Source organism: Streptococcus infantis (assembly GCF_047460685.1).
Taxonomy (GTDB): domain Bacteria; phylum Bacillota; class Bacilli; order Lactobacillales; family Streptococcaceae; genus Streptococcus; species Streptococcus infantis_AD.
The window spans coordinates 1-15377 of sequence record NZ_JASHFS010000018.1; the positions used below are offsets into that span (position 1 = coordinate 1).

A 15377-nucleotide genomic window follows, 5' to 3' on the forward strand; every position below is an offset into this window, starting at 1 on the left:
GTGTCTTAACCCCTTGACCAACGGACCGGAGTTGTTATTTTCAACTCTTACTATTATACCGACTTTTCTTACTTTGTCAACACCTTTTTTTAACTTTTTTTCATTTCTCCTGAATTACTTCCTTCAGCTCTCTGAGAAGGGCTTTGCGGCCTTTAAATCGTTCGTCTGCCCAGAGGCGTTCATAAGCTTCTTGCTTATCTTCTGGTAACTTTCTTCTATAAGTATTCAACAATTCATGAAGAGCGTAGTAATCATCCAACCACAATCCTCCTTCTGGTAGGCGATGGCTAATCTCCCCTACTTCTTCATAGGCCATTCGGTCTAAACGACGTTTTTGACTCTCTTGTTTTCTAACGCTATCAAGGATTCGATTGCGAAATTTTGTTTTGAAGTAGACGTAGAGTTTCTTTTCTTCTTCCACTAGTTCTGGATGGTGTTCTAGAAGTTCATGGAGACAGATCATGCCTTCTTGGTCCCAGTCTTCTTTTTCCCACAGGTGAAGATAATAATCTTTTCGGCATCTATGGACAATTCCTTTTACCTTCTCATAATACTTTTCAAGCATTTGCTTTCCCCCTTTCTCTGCTTGTAGTATAGCAGAGAAAGGGGGAAAGAAGGGCTTTGGTTCCTGTCTTATGTTTTTTTGAGTCTGTAATGTTATGGATTATAAGTTTGTAATTCACATAAAGGTTGACTAGTTTTTCACAGTTTAATTTTCAGGTAAAGCAAAAAGCCCACTGTTGTAGGCTTTTTGTAAAATAAATCTTAAAATTAAAGCATTTTGTTGTAGAATTCAACGACAAGTGCTTCGTTGATTTCTGGGTTGATTTCGTCGCGTTCTGGTAAGCGAGTCAATGAACCTTCCAATTTTTCAGCGTCGAATGATACGAATGCTGGACGTCCAAGAGTAGCTTCTACTGCTTCGAGGATTGCTGGAACTTTCAATGATTTCTCACGAACTGAGATCACTTGACCTGGAGTTACGCGGTATGATGGGATATCAACGCGTTTTCCGTCAACAAGGATGTGACCGTGGTTTACGAATTGACGAGCTTGACGACGAGTAGTCGCAAGACCAAGACGGTAAACAACGTTATCCAAACGACGTTCCAAAAGAAGCATGAAGTTGAAACCAAGGATTCCGCCTTTGATTTTTGTAGCTTGTACGAACAAGTTACGGAATTGTTTTTCACCTACACCGTAAGTGAAACGAAGTTTTTGTTTTTCAGCCAATTGCAAACCGTATTCTGACAATTTAGAACGGTTGTTTGGTCCGTGTTGTCCTGGTACGTAGTTACGACGTGCCAATTCTTTACCTGTACCTGTAAGTGAAAGGCCAAGGCGACGAGCTTGTTTCCAAGATGGTCCTGTATAACGTGACATGTGTATGTCCTCCTGATATAAATAATATTTCGGTGGAAATAGTCACTTAGAAAGCCCTGATTCGTGCAGATGCCCTTCGCCTAAACAGCCAAGGTTACTTATCAGAAGACATCTGTTGACGAGCTTCATGCGTTCCTGCTGATATTTCACACAATGGATATTGTACCATGAATGGTTAGATTTGTAAAGGGGGTTTAAGCTTTATTTTCATTGCCAGAGAGATTGAGAAGGAGGGTAAAGGTGCTTCCTAGGCCGTACTGGCTGGTAACTGTGATTTCTCCACCTAATTGATGGGCCAATTCGCGCGCAATCGCAAGACCTAAGCCATGACCACCTGTTTTCATGTTACGAGAAGTTTCTACACGATAAAGGCGTTTGAAAATATTTTCCAAATCCTCTGGGGCAATGCCCTGCCCTTCATCCGTTACACTGACTGAAAGCTGGTTCTTCTCCAGCTTAGCCACCACTTCCAGCTTGGTTCCTGGAGCTGAGTATTTAAAAGCGTTATTGATCAGATTCACCAAGATGCGAGAAAGTTTGGCATAATCTCCTTCAATCCGGGCAGACTCTGGAATTACCTGCAAGTGGACATCTCGCTCCTCCTGCTCAATCAAGAACTGAAACTCACTCATACACTCAATCAAGAGCTGATCCAGAAAAATGCTGTCTTTACTAGTTGTCTCTGCCTGATTTCTAGCTGTGTTTAGAGTCAAAAAATTCAACTCCTCAACCAGTTTATTGAGTCTTTCAGTCTGGCGTCCAATGGTTGCTAGATAATGCTCCTGTTCTCCTTCCTTGATAACCCCATCCAAAATCCCTTCTACCGTCGCTTGGATCGAAGTGATGGGGGTCTTGATATCATGCGAAAGTTGAGCAATCATCAAGCCCTTTTCTCGTTCGCTTTCTTCCAAGGAATCAAAGGTCGCCTGCAAATCATGGGACATTTCATTGAAAGCTTGGCCTAATTGCTGAAATTCTACAGGTCCTTGAACCTCTAGATTTGATGGAAAATTCTTGTCCGCTACTCGCTTGGCATGTTCCTTGAGTTTGCCCAACGACGTAAATATCGGCGACAGGAGAAAGAGACTAATCCCAGCACCGACAAGGCTGGCAACGATGGTCATTCCAAGCAGAAAGTAAATCTCGCTTTTCTCAATCAGCATTTTTTGAACAGCCCAAAAAACCACGATAATCGTTAGGAGTGTTGAAATGACATACCCCACTAAAATATAACTTTTTAATTTCATTAACTACCTCGTGCTTTCTCAATTTTGTAGCCCAAGCCCCAAACGGTTTTGATGGTCGGTGTTTCTGCACTAGCATGTTTAGCCAACTCCTGTCGAAGAGCATGAATATGAACATTCAAGGTATTGGTGTCATCCACATAGTCTTCTTGCCAGACCTTTTCATAGAGGTCTGTCTTAGAGAAAACCTGCTCTGGATTGCTGGCTAAAAGCCATAGAAGGTCGAAGGATTTGACTGTCAAATCAAGCGCCACATCTCCGACTTGGACCTCATGGCTACCGTGATTCATCCGTAAATCCCCGAGACTGACGACCTCTGTCTCACCTCCACGATGAAGGCGCCGCAAGATATTGTGGACACGCAAAACCAGCTCACGAGGGCTAAAGGGCTTGGCAATAAAGTCATCTGCCCCCAGGCTTAGACCGTAAATCTTGTCCTGCTCACTGGTCTTAGCCGTGATAAAGAGAAAAGGCTGGTCTGGAGATTGATACTGAACCTCACTAATCAAATCATAACCATCCATCCGAGGCATCATGATATCTGTAATAATCAAATCAATTGGTTTTCGCTTGAAGATTTCTAAGGCCTCTACCCCATCATGGGCCACCAAAACCTGATATCCTGCCTGAACCAGATAGCGTTGATGAATATCTGTGATTTCTACCTCGTCGTCAACGAGTAAAATTGTCTTTCCCATCTGTCTCTCCTTTGAAAAAAACAGTGCTATACCACAATAGTATAACACTATTTTAATCGCTTTACGAACATTCTAATCGATATCTGAATTTTTCAAATCCTAGATAGAAAGTCTGTAGCTAGACTAGTCATTTTCCTCTTTTTTAGCTTTCAAACCGAGGCCACCTAGCAGTCCTGCCAAGGCGAGTCCAAAGAATCCAATAGTAGCCATTGATGTTTGGGCTTCACCAGTATATGGAAGCATGTCTTTTTGTTCTTTCATGCGAGCAGCCATCATTGGACTTGACACCTTGTTAGTAGATGCCACCTTGCCTTCATCAGGCATTTTACTTGAGGCTGCTGGAGCTTGTTTTTGCTTCATGCTTGGTGTTGCCATTGGCTGGCTAGCATTCATGGTTTTGTCCTGCTCTTTGTTAGGCATCATCTTATCCTGGCTAGCAGCTGGCATTTGAGATTTCATCGGATTGAGAGACTTATACCCCTTCAAATTAACAGTCAAATCCTTAGTCGCTACAAGATTACTCAAATCTGCCTTGCCGTCTTTAGCGCCGTACACCTTGATAGTAGCTTTATAACTTTGAGTGCCGTTTTGTTTCAAGAGGTCAAGAAGCTCTTTATCTGATTTGCCTTGAGTACCGGCCAAATCCACTTCATAGAAGTAGAGACCTTTGCCCAATTTCTCTACTGGTGGGAGAGCAGGATTTTTAGCTGAACCATTGTCTGACCATGGGGCCTTGTCGGAGGCTTTCAAGATAAGGCGAGTCAACATACCGTCACCAGCGAAGAATTCATATGGAATGACTTGGTTAACTCCGGCTGTGAATGGGCCTGGGAAGTTGGCTTTGTCCAAATAAGTGGCTGGGACATCTACTGTGTCTTTGGTGTTGTCGGCCACTCCTTTTTGAACTTCAGCAGGCGTAGTCAAGCCATTCAAGTTGACATCCAAATCTTTTGTCGCTACAAGATTGCTCAAGTCTGCCTTACCATCTTTGGCACCGTACACTTTAATAGTAGCTTTATAGCTTTGAGTGCCGTTTTGTTTTAACAAGTCAAGCAGCTCTTTATCTGATTTACCTTGAGTGCCGGCCAAATCCACTTCATAGAAGTAAAGGCCTTTGCCCAAGTTTTCTACTGGTGGAAGGGCGGGATTTTTAGCTGAACCGTTGTCTGACCATGGGGCCTTGTCTGAGGCTTTCAAGATAAGACGAGTCAACATTCCGTCTCCGGCGAAGAATTCATATGGAATGACTTGGTTGACACCTGCTGTGAATGGGCCAGGGAAGTTGGCCTTGTCCAAGTAAGTAGCTGGGACATCTACTGTGTCTTTGGTGTTTTCAGCCACACCTTTTTGAACTTCAGCTGGGGTGGTTGCTGATTGAGCTTCACTTGCCGCAGGTTTAACCGCATCTTCTGTTTGTTTCTTAGATTCTGGTCGGGCTTGCACTTCTTCTTTGGGTGCTACCACTTGGTCTTTAGCAGTCACATCCGCTTTTTCTGGAGAGCTTGTCGTATCCACACTTGCTTTAGGTGTTGGAGCAGACTGTTCTGAAGAAAGATCTACATCGACTGCTTTTTTGAGAACCTCTGCTGGTAAGTCGCTCTTTTCACTCACCGAAGTAGCGTCTGGCACGACTTGGGCAGGAGTCGGATTGACGACATCAGCACGTGCAGAACTTGGTTGACCGACTAGGACAAAGAAGCCACTAGCCACAACAACTGAGGCAACACCGACACTAAGACGGCGGATAGACCAACGAGTATATCTCTGATTTGGATTGAATTTCATAGGATTCTCCTTAGAGTTTTTCTTTATTTGATGACTCTAGTATAATCTCCTAAAATTAAAAAGGATTAAGAAAAAGTTAAAATTTTTCTTAAATCCCTCTTATAAAATACTTATATTGACTCAATAGTCGTTGAAAAAAAGAATAGTCATTCCTCTTTTACTCACTAAGGCTTGCTAGGGTATCCAAATATTGGTTATTTATCACCGCCATGATATAGGTATCCGATTTTAATAAATCATTTGGTCCAAACTGTACATCTAAGGGAGCATTTTCGTAGTCACGAAAACCGAGGATATTGAGATTGTACCGTCCTCGAAGGTCTAGTTGACTAAGACTCTGCCCTGCCCAGGACTGTGGAATTTTCATCTCGACAATCGAGACATTCTTGTCCAACTGAAAGACATCCACACTGTTATTAAAGAGAATCGTCTGTGCCAACGAACGCCCCATCTCAAACTCTGGTGAAATGACTGAATCTGCACCGATTTTTTCAAGGACTTTTTTTGCTGTATGGCTTTTAACCTTAGCAATAACAGTCGGTACACCCAGACTCTTGCAATGCATGACTGCAAGAACACTAGACTCTAGATTTTCACCAGTTGCGACGACTACGGTATCGCAGGTATCAATTCCAGCTGATAGCAAGAGCTCTTCATCGGTGATATCTCCAACAACACCACGCACCAAGACTGGTTCAAATTGATTGATTCGTTCCTCATGGTTGTCAATAGCGATAATATTTATATCATGCTTGGCGAGAGCAGCCAGAACACTACTCCCAAAAATACCCAAGCCTAAAATTCCGATTGTCCGATCTGACATAGTTTATCCTTTCTTATCCTATGGTAATATCCGCTTTCATATAGTGGATCATATCTTTCTTATCTGGTCGATACTCAGCCAAACTAACTAATAGCGTCAGAGGTCCGATTCGCCCAATAAACATCAATAGCATGATGACGCTAAGCGCTAGCTTACCTAACTCTGGTGTCAAATTAGCTGTTACTCCAACCGTGGCAAGCGCTGAAATAGTTTCAAACATCAGGTAGATAAATTTCGGATTCCCTTCTACTGTTATTCCTAGTAAAATCAAGCCAACCAGAAAAGTCAATAAGAAAACAATAAACACACTGAATGATTTTTGAACTGTCCGAGGTTCAATAGTTCTCCGAGCCACATTTGCATGAGGTAACCCTAGAAGTTCACTGCGTGCGAATACCAACAAGACAAAGAAGGTTGTGATTTTTAGTCCCCCTGCTGTACCGCCAGGTGCCCCACCCAGAAACATCTGCAAAATATAGATCATCAAGGTAACAGGTCTAGCCTGAGTAAAATCAATAGAAGCAAAACCGGCTGTTCTCATGCTGACAGTTTGGAAGAAACTAACCAGCAATTTATCAGGGAAGCTGAGATTGCCAATCGTTCCCGAATTGTTCCACTCTATCAAGAGGGTTGAAACTGTTCCAGCAAATAAAATCCCCGCTGTTAAGAAGAGGACTAGCTTAGTATGGAAACGAAGACGACGCTTTTTCTTCTTTCCTAATTGGGTAGCCAAGTCGAACCAAACCATGAAACCTAGACCACCCGTAATAATCAATCCTGCAATCACTAAATTAATCAAAGGATCAGTTTGAAAAGCTACTAAACTTGTACTTCCAAAATTATCAAAACCAGCATTACAGAAAGCTGAAATAGCTACGAAAATGGAAGTAAAAAGTCCCCGTCCCCAACCAAACTCGGGGACAAAACGAAAACTTAGCAGAAAGGCTCCGAAGCCTTCTACTAGAAAAGTCGTCACGAAGATGGAACGTAGAAAATCCCTCAGAGACTGGGTTTCTTCGAAGCTAAAGCTCTCCAGAATCGTTTCTCGACCTCGAAGACTGAGTTTTTGCTTGCCCTGGATATAGAAAATTCCGATAAAGGTCATGAGACCCAAACCACCAATCTGAATCAAGAACATACAGATCAGCTGCCCCCAGACATTGTAGGTCGAAGCGACAGGTAAGGTAAAAAGTCCTGTCACACAGACCATGGATACTGCTGTAAAGAGATGGTCGAAATAGGTCGCTTGGGAGCTTGTTGCTTGCACAAATGGCAGACTCAAAAGGAGAGAGCCTGCGAAAATAACCAAAGCAAAACTTAAAAAAATTCGACGAGCAGGTGATAAACGCCCTAGAACGGTATTTATTTTTTCAACAATTAATTTGAATAACATAGCTACATTGTACCATAAAACAGTTAAAGCAGTCACATATGACTAACGATCTCAAGACAGATACCTAGCGCCTTATCAAAAGCTTCTGCACCCCAATCGCGACTATCATAATTTTCTAAATCTGCTAGAGAGTCTGCTGTGAATAGAAGTTGTCCCCACACGACTCCACGAAGCCGGGCAACTGCTGCAAGAGCTGCACACTCCATCTCCACAACTGCACATCCCTCTTCCTTACGATAGGCAACTTTTTCAGCTGTTTCTCGGTAAAAACCGTCTGTCGACCAAGTCATAACCTCTTCATAAGGAATGCCTAGTTGTTCCAAGACTTGCTCGATAGCAGAAATCGCTTCTACATGTACATCCATATAACGAGAAGGGGGTGCATAATGGTAACTAGCTCCTTCATCACGCAGGGCACGAACCGGAACCAGAAAGGCATTTTCTTCTATACTAGTTAGTACTCCACAAGTACCAGTGGAAATGATTTTCTCCACACCGTAACCAATCAACCAATCCATAAACTGGGCTGCAGGGGCAGAACCAACAGGAGCCTGAGCCAGACACACTTCCTCACCCTTGTAACTCATGACATAAACAGGATAGGTTTTAGTGGCAGACACAAACTCCCCAACGCACTCTGCTCCCGCTTCCTGAGCATAGCGGTCAATCTCCTCCTCCAAAAACGCATAGATGCACTTCTTTGGCAACTGTAAATCTAAGCCTTCATGGTTGGGCATGATAACTGCTTGAGGATTGTCATCAAACTCTAAAATAGGAATAGCGTGTTTCTGAATCATAGAATACCTCCTCTAAATTTTTACTATTGTATCAAAAATAGAAAGAAAGTCAAGGTCGAGTCGCAATTCAGAAAAATTGAATTTAAATAGGAAACAACAATTAAATGCTTTTTTCGTCATAATAAAATTGCTATAGCTTAAGAAATAGTTTATAATAGATTGAATTTTTAAAAAAAGTGGAGGTTCTTATGAAATTCTATTCCTATGACTATGTGCTCAGTCAGATTAGTCAACAGAATTGGGTCATGATTATTGTATCAGCTTTACTGCTTATCGTGACTGGATTTTTTGCATTTAAGGCTTTTAAAGATAAGAGAGGAAGTAAGTTCCGTGAATTATCGATTATTTCTATTTTGACTTTAATTGCTTTTGTATTGATTAGCATTACGAATCTTCAAAGCAGTCAATCCAATGATAATCAATTTCGTAGTTCCTTACACTTCATCGAGATTGTATCAAAAGAGTTAGGTGTTGATAAAAAAGATGTTTATGTCAATACTTCGGCTATAACCGATGGAGCTATTATTAAGGTTGGTGACAATTTTTATCGTGCGATTAGCGGAACTGACCAAGATAGCTATTTATTAGAAAAAATGGAACTGTATAAATCAGATGTTGAACTCGTGGAGGTTGAAAAATGATAAGCTTTTTTGCTACAATTGCGATTAAATTGGCCTTGGGGCTTCTGTCTCTTGTTTTTGTTATCAATGTAACAGGTAAAGGAAATCTAGCACCAAGTTCTGCAGTAGACCAAATACAGAACTTTGTTCTCGGGGGTATTATCGGCGGGATCATCTACAATAGTTCAATCACCATCATCCAATACATTGTTATCCTCATTATTTGGACTATTCTCATTTTGCTCCTCAAATGGCTGAATACTAATGTTTCCTCCATTAAACATCTGATTGACGGAAAACCTACGATTATCATTAAAAATGGGAAATTAGATCCAGAAGCTTGTCGCTCAAAAGGTCTTGCAGCTGCAGATGTAGCTCTTAAATTGCGTGCTCAAGGAATTTTCCAACTAAAGGAAGTCAAGAGAGCTGTGATTGAGCAAAACGGACAACTAATTGTCGTAAGAATGGGTGACGAGAATCCTAAGTACCCAGTCATTACAGACGGCGTTGTCCAAGTTGAAATTCTAGAAACCATTGGCAAAACTGAAGAGTGGCTAACAGAACAATTGAAAGAAGAAGGCTTCGAAGAAGTGTCTAATATCTTTATCGCCGAATATGATAAAGGTCAATTGAATGTTGTAACCTATTAAAAAAAATAAACTGATGCTTTTCGTATCAGTTTTTTGCTTTTTAATAATAAAGGGTGTATACTTAAATTAATATCTGATGTAATTTAGATAATACAAAAATTAACGGAGGTATCCCCCATGTCAATCGAAGAAAAATTCAACCAAGCTAAAGGTTCTGTTAAAGAAGGTTTTGGTAAACTAACTGGCGATACTAAAACTCAAGCAGAAGGAGCTGCAGAAAAAGTAGCTTCAAAAGCTAAAGAAGTTGCTGAAGATGCAAAAGAAGCTGTCGAAGGTGCAGTAGCTGGTGTAAAAAACATCTTTAAAAAAGACGGAGAATAATTCTTTCTCGTCCTAATAACATAAGAAACTCTTATTCCAAGCTGTTAATATGCTAGGGATAAGAGTTTTTTCTTTAAATTATTATGTTTTTTAATATTAGAAAATACTTCTTATGATGTGTTGCTCAACCTAAAGCAAAAAGAACTAATTCCTATACTCCTCCTATTTCCACAAACCACCTAAGATTTGTTTTTCCAATAAGCCTAAGTCCTCTTCTCTCATTTCGCCATTGACGCCAACGACATATAGTTGAGAGAAGTAAGCTAACAATGGACCTATACAGATGCGAACCATTTGAGGAATCGTTATCTCTGGATTTACACGTGGATCTGCTAGCAATTCCTTATGAAGCACTCGAAGTTTATCTTGAATAGCATTCCAGATAAAAATCTGTTCATTTTTTAGTTTTTTATTTGAAAAACTCTCTTGTAGAATGATTTTCATCAAGGCACGATTTTTTTTGAGATAGCTCATACGATTATGGACGAGATAACGAACCCTCTCTTCTGTCGTTTCAAAAGCTAAGAGTTCCTCAAAAAAACTACCGAGAATGCCTGGGACTACAGGATGTAAAATAGCCGTCAGTAAATCATCCTTCGTCTTAAAATACTTAAACAAAGTTGCCTGGCTTAGTCCAGCACGCTCAGCTATGTGAAGAGTTGAGGTCCCATGGTAACTCCTGGTTGATATGAGATCCACTGCTGCCTGCATGATTTTTTTCTTTCCTTGAGGGTAATTCGCTTCTTCTAAGTAATCTTCAAACGATTCAAAAACAGTCTTATCCATCCAATCTTCACACCTTTTTAGCATTATTTATGTTGATTTCTAAACTTTACGATAACGACGCAATCCAACAATATTGAGAATTGTTAAAATGATCAAGAAAATCATTAAAACACCAAGATTTGACAAAATATCACCAAGATTGTGTCCGTAAAGAATAATCTGGCTTATTGCATCACCAGAATAGGTTAATGGCAAAAATTTCCCCACAGTTGGAGCCCATTCTCCCATGGATGACAATGGAATAATTCCTGAGAAAAAAAGTTGGGGCATAATCACGAGAGGAATAAATTGCATCATTTGGAATTCTGATTTTGCTAGAGTAGACAAGAGAATTCCAAAAGCTAGTGCTACAAGAGCCAGTACCACATTAACTATTATAACATTTAAAATATTTCCTACAACTTCTACATCTAGTAGCCAAATTGCTGCTAAAACGACAACTGCCGTTTGAAAAATCGCAATAATACCGTAAGACAACATATAGCCATAGACGATTTCAGAACGTTTCACTGGGGTTGCTAACAAGCGATCCAAGGTTCCACTTGTTCGCTCTTTCAACAGTGCCATACCAGAAATCAAAAAGACAAAGAAGAAGACCACAAAGCCAATTAAAATTGGAATCATACGTGCAAAGAATCCAGTATTTTTATCTCCATATTGGTAAGATTCTTTGATTTCAGGCGCCTTTTCATCTAATTTCAATTGTGGAAGAGCTTGTTTGACACGAGATAATAACTGATCGGTGCCTTCATTGACGATACTTGTTCGTAACACTTGTCGTGTCATAGTTGTTTTAGAAGCATCCGTATTTGCGTAGTCGACCTGATACTCACCATCTTTATACGATATGACTGCATCTACTTTCTCGTCAGCTAGAGCTTTTTTAGCCTGATCTAAGTCTTGATAAGTCTCGACGTCCACATGATCGAGCTCATCCATTTTTGTTACCAAACCAGTTGGTAGATCTTGTGTCGCTAACTTGACATTCACGGTTGTACTAGCTGAAAACATGAGGTTCATCAGCCACATAATAAATACCGGCGCTACAAACATCATAGCCAAGGTTCGTTTGTCACGAAGCAATTCTTTGATAACTTTTTTAGCAATAGCAATGGTTCTCATCTTACTCTCCTTCTGCTTTCAAAAAGACTTCTTCAATACTTGAAACTTGATAACTATCTTTTAAGTGTTGCGGTGTATCAAAAGCAATGATTTTTCCACCTAATAATAAGCCGACCTTATCCGTTAACTCTGCTTCATCCATAACATGGGTAGTAACTAATATCCCTACCCCATTGTCTCTAAGCGCGAATAATTCTTTCCAGATTTTCTTTCGAAGAGAAGGGTCGATTCCAACTGTCGGTTCGTCCAAAATCAAGAGCTGAGGATTCCCCAGAAGCGCGACGGCTAAAGACAAGCGTCGCTTCATTCCTCCAGAATAACCGGATACCGTTTTATTCAAATGCTCTGTCAGATCCACAACTTGAGCCACATGGGCAATTTCAGCTGTCAGATCTCTTTTGGATAGCCCTTTTAGCTGACCAAAAAATTCTAGATTTTCTTGACCTGACAAGGCCTCATAAAGAGCATCAGACTGAGCCATATAGCCAATATCACCTAAAATATGACGATTTGGCATAGTATGGTCCAAGACTAAAGCGATACCGCTATCCGCCTTTTCCATTCCTAGCATGGTTTTAATCATAGTTGATTTACCAGCACCTGATGGACCGATTAGACCAATGATTTCTCCAGGCTTTAAATCAAAACCAACGTGATCTAAGACCATTTGACGACCAAAAGATTTTTCTAAATCTTTTAAATGTAACAATTTTTTCATTTGAATCCTCTCAGGTGAGTGTTTACTCACTTTTTAATCATGAGACTATTATAGTGAGTGAACGCTCACTTGTCAAGTAGAAAGTAGAAAATTGAAAAAAAATCTCCCTTCTCTTTCGAGAAAGGAGATTTTCTTTTATGGTCGTCCACCAGGACCTCCATTTCCTTGAGGGCCACCGCCAGGTGCTCCTCCGCCGCCAGGCATCGAATTTACAATCTCAGTTTGTTTTTCACCGTTGATGTAGATATCACCACCTGTGTAGGTCGCTGTTCCATCAAAGTCAAAACCAGTTTGACCAGTCATTTTGATGGTTCCTCCCGTAACAGTAATGTTACCATTTGAGTCAATTGGATCCGTGTCCCCTTGACCAACTTCAACGGTCAAATTCCCACCATTCATAGTAAAGAAGATTTCACTTTGTTGGGCGTTTTTGTTGGCCGCATTGACACCATCATCTGTTGAGTATATGGTGATGTCTCCACCGTTGATAGTGATTGACTTACCTTCAAGACCTTCTGTAGAATTCTTAACAGTATAGGTTCCGCTATCAATCACCAAATCACCTGATGCGTGGATACCATCGTCCCCTGCAGTAACAGTGATGCTATTATCAGAGAGATACATGGTTCCTACAGATGTGTCCTCATCATTGTCAACCTTAACTCCGTCTTCCTTGGCATCGATAGTCATGGTTGTGCCGGTAATGTTGAGTTCATCATTGACGTTAAAAGCATCTCCTACTGCTGTGATGTTGCAGGTTCCACCTGTGATGTGAAGTGTGTCGTTGGCCTTGATAGCATTGTTTTTCTTGCCATCTACATTGAGAGTTCCTTTACCATTGATGGTCAAGTCCACTTTAGAGAAGAGGGCTGCATCCGCTTTTTCATCACTATTAGAAGCAGAATCTGAGAGGCTATTGGTTGTTCCATCTGCTAGAGTTAGGTAAACATGACCAGCCGATGTTGCAGAAATAGCTGCATTGGTATTGATCATGGTAGCGCCCTTTAGAACAATATGTACATCATCAGTCTTTTCGGCCTCAATCTTGATTTGAACACCGTCAGATTGACCAGAGATCACATAGGTACCTGACTTAGAGATTGTAACAGTCGAACCTGATACGGCAACTCCGTCACCTGATACCATCGCTGTTGACCCAGACAAGGTTACAGTTGCTGCTGTTTTTTCATCATAAGAAGTATCATAGTCCTTATCTGTAAAGTAACTAGATGTTTTCTTATTGGTAGTTACTGTTGTCGTTGCAGTACTATTGCTAGCTGTTGTATTTGAAGTTGACTGGGTACAAGCTGTTACTAGTGCTAGAGTTGCTATACTCGTTAATAAGAATGTCCATTTTTTTGCTTTCATGCTCGTTTCCTCGACTTTCATTTTACATGCTCTTAGTCTACGTGACTTTCCTAAAACAAGCCTAAACTTTTTCTGAAAATTTTCTTAAGTTTAGTTTCAATTAAGTTAAATTTAACAAAAGTTTTAGATAAACTCTTTAAAATCCTATCCAAACAAGTTCATCCTTGTTTAAAAATAGTATAAGCTAAGATTAGAGGAGAAGGAATTATGAAACCAATCGAAACAACTTTTAAGCGGATTGAAACCAAATATATTATCTCCAAAGATAAACTAGACAAACTGACTCAAGATTTAAAGGAATATTTGGTAGAAGATGACTATCCAATTTCAACCATTTCAAATATCTACTTTGATACGGAAGACTTTGATATTCTCCAAGATGAGCATCTTGGCGACAAACTAAAAGAAAAGGTGCGGATGCGGACCTATCTCAGCCAACCCAAAGCAGATAGTCAAGTATTTTTAGAAATCAAAACCAAGGATCAAGAAGGAGTTGGTCGAAAATTTAGACTACTCTCAACTCCTATTTCTATCCTTAACTTTATGACCAAAGGGCACTTGGATGCTAGTATTACTGATACAGTCGTCATTGAAAAAGTGAAAAAGCTTCACCAAGATTACAAGCAGGCTATCAAGCCTCGTATGTACATCTACTACGATCGTTATTCATTAAAAGAAAAAAAATACATCAAGGGCTACGACTATAATAAAATTCGTATCACCATTGACCAAAATCTAATCTATAGAGATGAAAATGTCAGTCTCTTCGCAGGAAATCAAGGGGCTCCTCTATTAGATGACAATACTGTGATTATGGAGATTAAAGCTCCTGGAAACAAACCTCAGTGGTTACAAGACATTCTAGACAAGTATGGTTTGATGGAGCACAAATTTTCAAAATACAGTTGTGCTTACCACAAATCTCAAGGGCTTCCTTATGCACCACGTCCCAGTATAGAAAGCGCAGGTATCGCTTATGCTTAATCTATTTAATTCCATTTTCAAGAACGCCACTGCAAGTGCAGATCCCTTCCAACTACTGCTGGCACTTCTAGTCAGTCTAGTTCTCGGTTTGGCACTTACTTGGACCTACAAATATCGGACCCTCTACACCAGAGAATTTGCTATCAGCTTGACTCTGCTTCCCTGCCTTATGACCTTGGTTATTTTTCTGGTCAATGGGAGCTTGGGTACGTCAATTGCTGTAGCCGGAACCTTTAGTTTGATTCGTTTCCGTTCTGCAACGAGTGGTTCAAGAGAACTGATTGCGATTTTCCTAGCCATGATTATCGGTTTGGCTTGTGGAACAGGCTATCTCTTCCTGGCCATTCTCTTCACACTCTTTATCTTGGGCGTTTGGTTCCTTTTGGAGAATCAACAAGTTAAATCTGACAATCAACGCCGTAGACTTTTGACAATCACGGTAACTAATCAAGAGAAGATTCAAGATGCTATCCAATCTGCTCTTGACCAATTCTGCTCAGAAGTTGACATGATTACGATCAATAGCACAAATGCAGGGGACAACCTTAGCATTGTCTATGAAGTCGAGCTAAAAACAGAGGTCGATGATTTCCAAGTGACTAGCTATCTTACACAAAATATTGATCAATGCGATGTGGCATTGACTAAAAAAGCTAAAAAGAGAAAAAATCTCTAAAGACGAAAA

General features: G+C 40.5%; 17 protein-coding genes. 5 read left to right on the top strand and 12 right to left on the bottom strand.

Annotation, left to right across the window (positions count from 1 at the left end):
• Positions 1-100 precede the first annotated feature (100 nt).
• From QM917_RS08965 to QM917_RS09000, 8 genes are all read right to left on the bottom strand, one after another.
• Positions 101-565, bottom strand: a complete 465-nt coding sequence (locus QM917_RS08965) for a sigma-70 family RNA polymerase sigma factor (RefSeq protein WP_414285498.1) — start codon at positions 563-565, stop codon at positions 101-103.
• 206 nt (positions 566-771) lie between these two features.
• A complete protein-coding gene (gene rpsD, locus QM917_RS08970) occupies positions 772-1383 on the bottom strand; it encodes a 30S ribosomal protein S4 (protein ID WP_000092756.1) in 612 nt (203 codons plus the stop codon).
• Positions 1384-1577: 194 nt separating this feature from the next.
• Positions 1578-2630, bottom strand: a complete 1053-nt coding sequence (locus QM917_RS08975) for an ATP-binding protein (RefSeq protein ID WP_414285499.1) — start codon at positions 2628-2630, stop codon at positions 1578-1580.
• Positions 2630-3325 (bottom strand): response regulator transcription factor, encoded by a 696-nt coding sequence (locus QM917_RS08980; protein ID WP_414285500.1) that lies wholly within the window; start codon positions 3323-3325, stop codon positions 2630-2632. The genes QM917_RS08975 and QM917_RS08980 overlap by 1 nt, the downstream gene beginning before the upstream one ends.
• 123 nt (positions 3326-3448) lie before the next feature.
• Positions 3449-5110 carry an SSURE domain-containing protein gene (locus tag QM917_RS08985; RefSeq protein WP_414285501.1) on the bottom strand — a complete coding sequence of 554 codons (1662 nt, stop codon included), beginning with the start codon at positions 5108-5110 and terminating at the stop codon, positions 3449-3451.
• A gap of 157 nt (positions 5111-5267) precedes the next feature.
• Entirely contained in the window at positions 5268-5933 is a 666-nt protein-coding gene (locus QM917_RS08990; protein WP_075232388.1) for a potassium channel family protein, read from the bottom strand.
• Positions 5934-5946: 13 nt separating this feature from the next.
• On the bottom strand, positions 5947-7326 hold the full coding sequence (locus tag QM917_RS08995; protein ID WP_315640389.1) for a TrkH family potassium uptake protein: 1380 nt from the start codon (positions 7324-7326) through the stop codon (positions 5947-5949).
• A 32-nt stretch (positions 7327-7358) separates the two neighbouring features.
• A complete protein-coding gene (locus tag QM917_RS09000) occupies positions 7359-8123 on the bottom strand; it encodes a nucleoside phosphorylase (RefSeq protein ID WP_315640388.1) in 765 nt (254 codons plus the stop codon).
• A 188-nt stretch (positions 8124-8311) separates the two neighbouring features.
• On the opposite strand from QM917_RS09000, the gene QM917_RS09005 reads away from it, so the two are divergent.
• The 3 genes from QM917_RS09005 to QM917_RS09015 all read left to right on the top strand — a co-directional run bounded on the left by QM917_RS09005 (position 8312) and on the right by QM917_RS09015 (position 9714).
• Positions 8312-8764: a DUF3290 family protein gene (locus QM917_RS09005; protein WP_315640387.1), complete on the top strand. Its 453-nt coding sequence runs from the start codon at positions 8312-8314 to the stop codon at positions 8762-8764.
• On the top strand, positions 8761-9393 hold the full coding sequence (locus QM917_RS09010; protein WP_315640385.1) for a DUF421 domain-containing protein: 633 nt from the start codon (positions 8761-8763) through the stop codon (positions 9391-9393). Before QM917_RS09005 ends, QM917_RS09010 begins: the two co-directional genes overlap by 4 nt.
• A 117-nt stretch (positions 9394-9510) precedes the next feature.
• On the top strand, positions 9511-9714 hold the full coding sequence (locus tag QM917_RS09015; protein WP_049503389.1) for a CsbD family protein: 204 nt from the start codon (positions 9511-9513) through the stop codon (positions 9712-9714).
• Positions 9715-9876: 162 nt separating this feature from the next.
• Here QM917_RS09015 and QM917_RS09020 read toward each other — a convergent pair whose 3' ends face one another.
• The 4 genes from QM917_RS09020 to QM917_RS09035 all read right to left on the bottom strand — a co-directional run bounded on the left by QM917_RS09020 (position 9877) and on the right by QM917_RS09035 (position 13708).
• Entirely contained in the window at positions 9877-10500 is a 624-nt protein-coding gene (locus QM917_RS09020; RefSeq protein ID WP_049508119.1) for a TetR/AcrR family transcriptional regulator, read from the bottom strand.
• 39 nt (positions 10501-10539) lie between these two features.
• On the bottom strand, positions 10540-11622 hold the full coding sequence (locus QM917_RS09025; protein WP_006154045.1) for an ABC transporter permease: 1083 nt from the start codon (positions 11620-11622) through the stop codon (positions 10540-10542).
• A gap of 1 nt (position 11623) precedes the next feature.
• Positions 11624-12340, bottom strand: coding sequence for an ABC transporter ATP-binding protein (locus QM917_RS09030; protein ID WP_042759577.1), 717 nt, complete (start codon positions 12338-12340; stop codon positions 11624-11626).
• A gap of 135 nt (positions 12341-12475) precedes the next feature.
• Entirely contained in the window at positions 12476-13708 is a 1233-nt protein-coding gene (locus QM917_RS09035; protein WP_414285502.1) for a carbohydrate-binding domain-containing protein, read from the bottom strand.
• A gap of 207 nt (positions 13709-13915) precedes the next feature.
• Between QM917_RS09035 and QM917_RS09040 the strand changes: the two genes are divergently transcribed.
• Together QM917_RS09040 and QM917_RS09045 are read left to right on the top strand one after the other, a co-directional pair.
• Positions 13916-14692: a polyphosphate polymerase domain-containing protein gene (locus QM917_RS09040; protein WP_414274007.1), complete on the top strand. Its 777-nt coding sequence runs from the start codon at positions 13916-13918 to the stop codon at positions 14690-14692.
• Positions 14685-15368, top strand: coding sequence for a DUF4956 domain-containing protein (locus QM917_RS09045; RefSeq protein ID WP_075230261.1), 684 nt, complete (start codon positions 14685-14687; stop codon positions 15366-15368). The genes QM917_RS09040 and QM917_RS09045 overlap by 8 nt, the downstream gene beginning before the upstream one ends.
• Positions 15369-15377: the final 9 nt, after the last annotated feature.

Bases quoted from the DNA above. Each gene is read 5' to 3' on its own strand.
- QM917_RS08965 (WP_414285498.1), bottom strand. From the start codon at position 565: ATGCTTGAAAAGTATTATGAGAAGGTAAAAGGAATTGTCCATAGATGC.
- rpsD (WP_000092756.1), bottom strand. From the start codon at position 1,383: ATGTCACGTTATACAGGACCATCTTGGAAACAAGCTCGTCGCCTTGGC.
- QM917_RS08975 (WP_414285499.1), bottom strand. From the start codon at position 2,630: ATGAAATTAAAAAGTTATATTTTAGTGGGGTATGTCATTTCAACACTC.
- QM917_RS08980 (WP_414285500.1), bottom strand. From the start codon at position 3,325: ATGGGAAAGACAATTTTACTCGTTGACGACGAGGTAGAAATCACAGAT.
- QM917_RS08985 (WP_414285501.1), bottom strand. From the start codon at position 5,110: ATGAAATTCAATCCAAATCAGAGATATACTCGTTGGTCTATCCGCCGT.
- QM917_RS08990 (WP_075232388.1), bottom strand. From the start codon at position 5,933: ATGTCAGATCGGACAATCGGAATTTTAGGCTTGGGTATTTTTGGGAGT.
- QM917_RS08995 (WP_315640389.1), bottom strand. From the start codon at position 7,326: ATGTTATTCAAATTAATTGTTGAAAAAATAAATACCGTTCTAGGGCGT.
- QM917_RS09000 (WP_315640388.1), bottom strand. From the start codon at position 8,123: ATGATTCAGAAACACGCTATTCCTATTTTAGAGTTTGATGACAATCCT.
- QM917_RS09005 (WP_315640387.1), top strand. From the start codon at position 8,312: ATGAAATTCTATTCCTATGACTATGTGCTCAGTCAGATTAGTCAACAG.
- QM917_RS09010 (WP_315640385.1), top strand. From the start codon at position 8,761: ATGATAAGCTTTTTTGCTACAATTGCGATTAAATTGGCCTTGGGGCTT.
- QM917_RS09015 (WP_049503389.1), top strand. From the start codon at position 9,511: ATGTCAATCGAAGAAAAATTCAACCAAGCTAAAGGTTCTGTTAAAGAA.
- QM917_RS09020 (WP_049508119.1), bottom strand. From the start codon at position 10,500: ATGGATAAGACTGTTTTTGAATCGTTTGAAGATTACTTAGAAGAAGCG.
- QM917_RS09025 (WP_006154045.1), bottom strand. From the start codon at position 11,622: ATGAGAACCATTGCTATTGCTAAAAAAGTTATCAAAGAATTGCTTCGT.
- QM917_RS09030 (WP_042759577.1), bottom strand. From the start codon at position 12,340: ATGAAAAAATTGTTACATTTAAAAGATTTAGAAAAATCTTTTGGTCGT.
- QM917_RS09035 (WP_414285502.1), bottom strand. From the start codon at position 13,708: ATGAAAGCAAAAAAATGGACATTCTTATTAACGAGTATAGCAACTCTA.
- QM917_RS09040 (WP_414274007.1), top strand. From the start codon at position 13,916: ATGAAACCAATCGAAACAACTTTTAAGCGGATTGAAACCAAATATATT.
- QM917_RS09045 (WP_075230261.1), top strand. From the start codon at position 14,685: ATGCTTAATCTATTTAATTCCATTTTCAAGAACGCCACTGCAAGTGCA.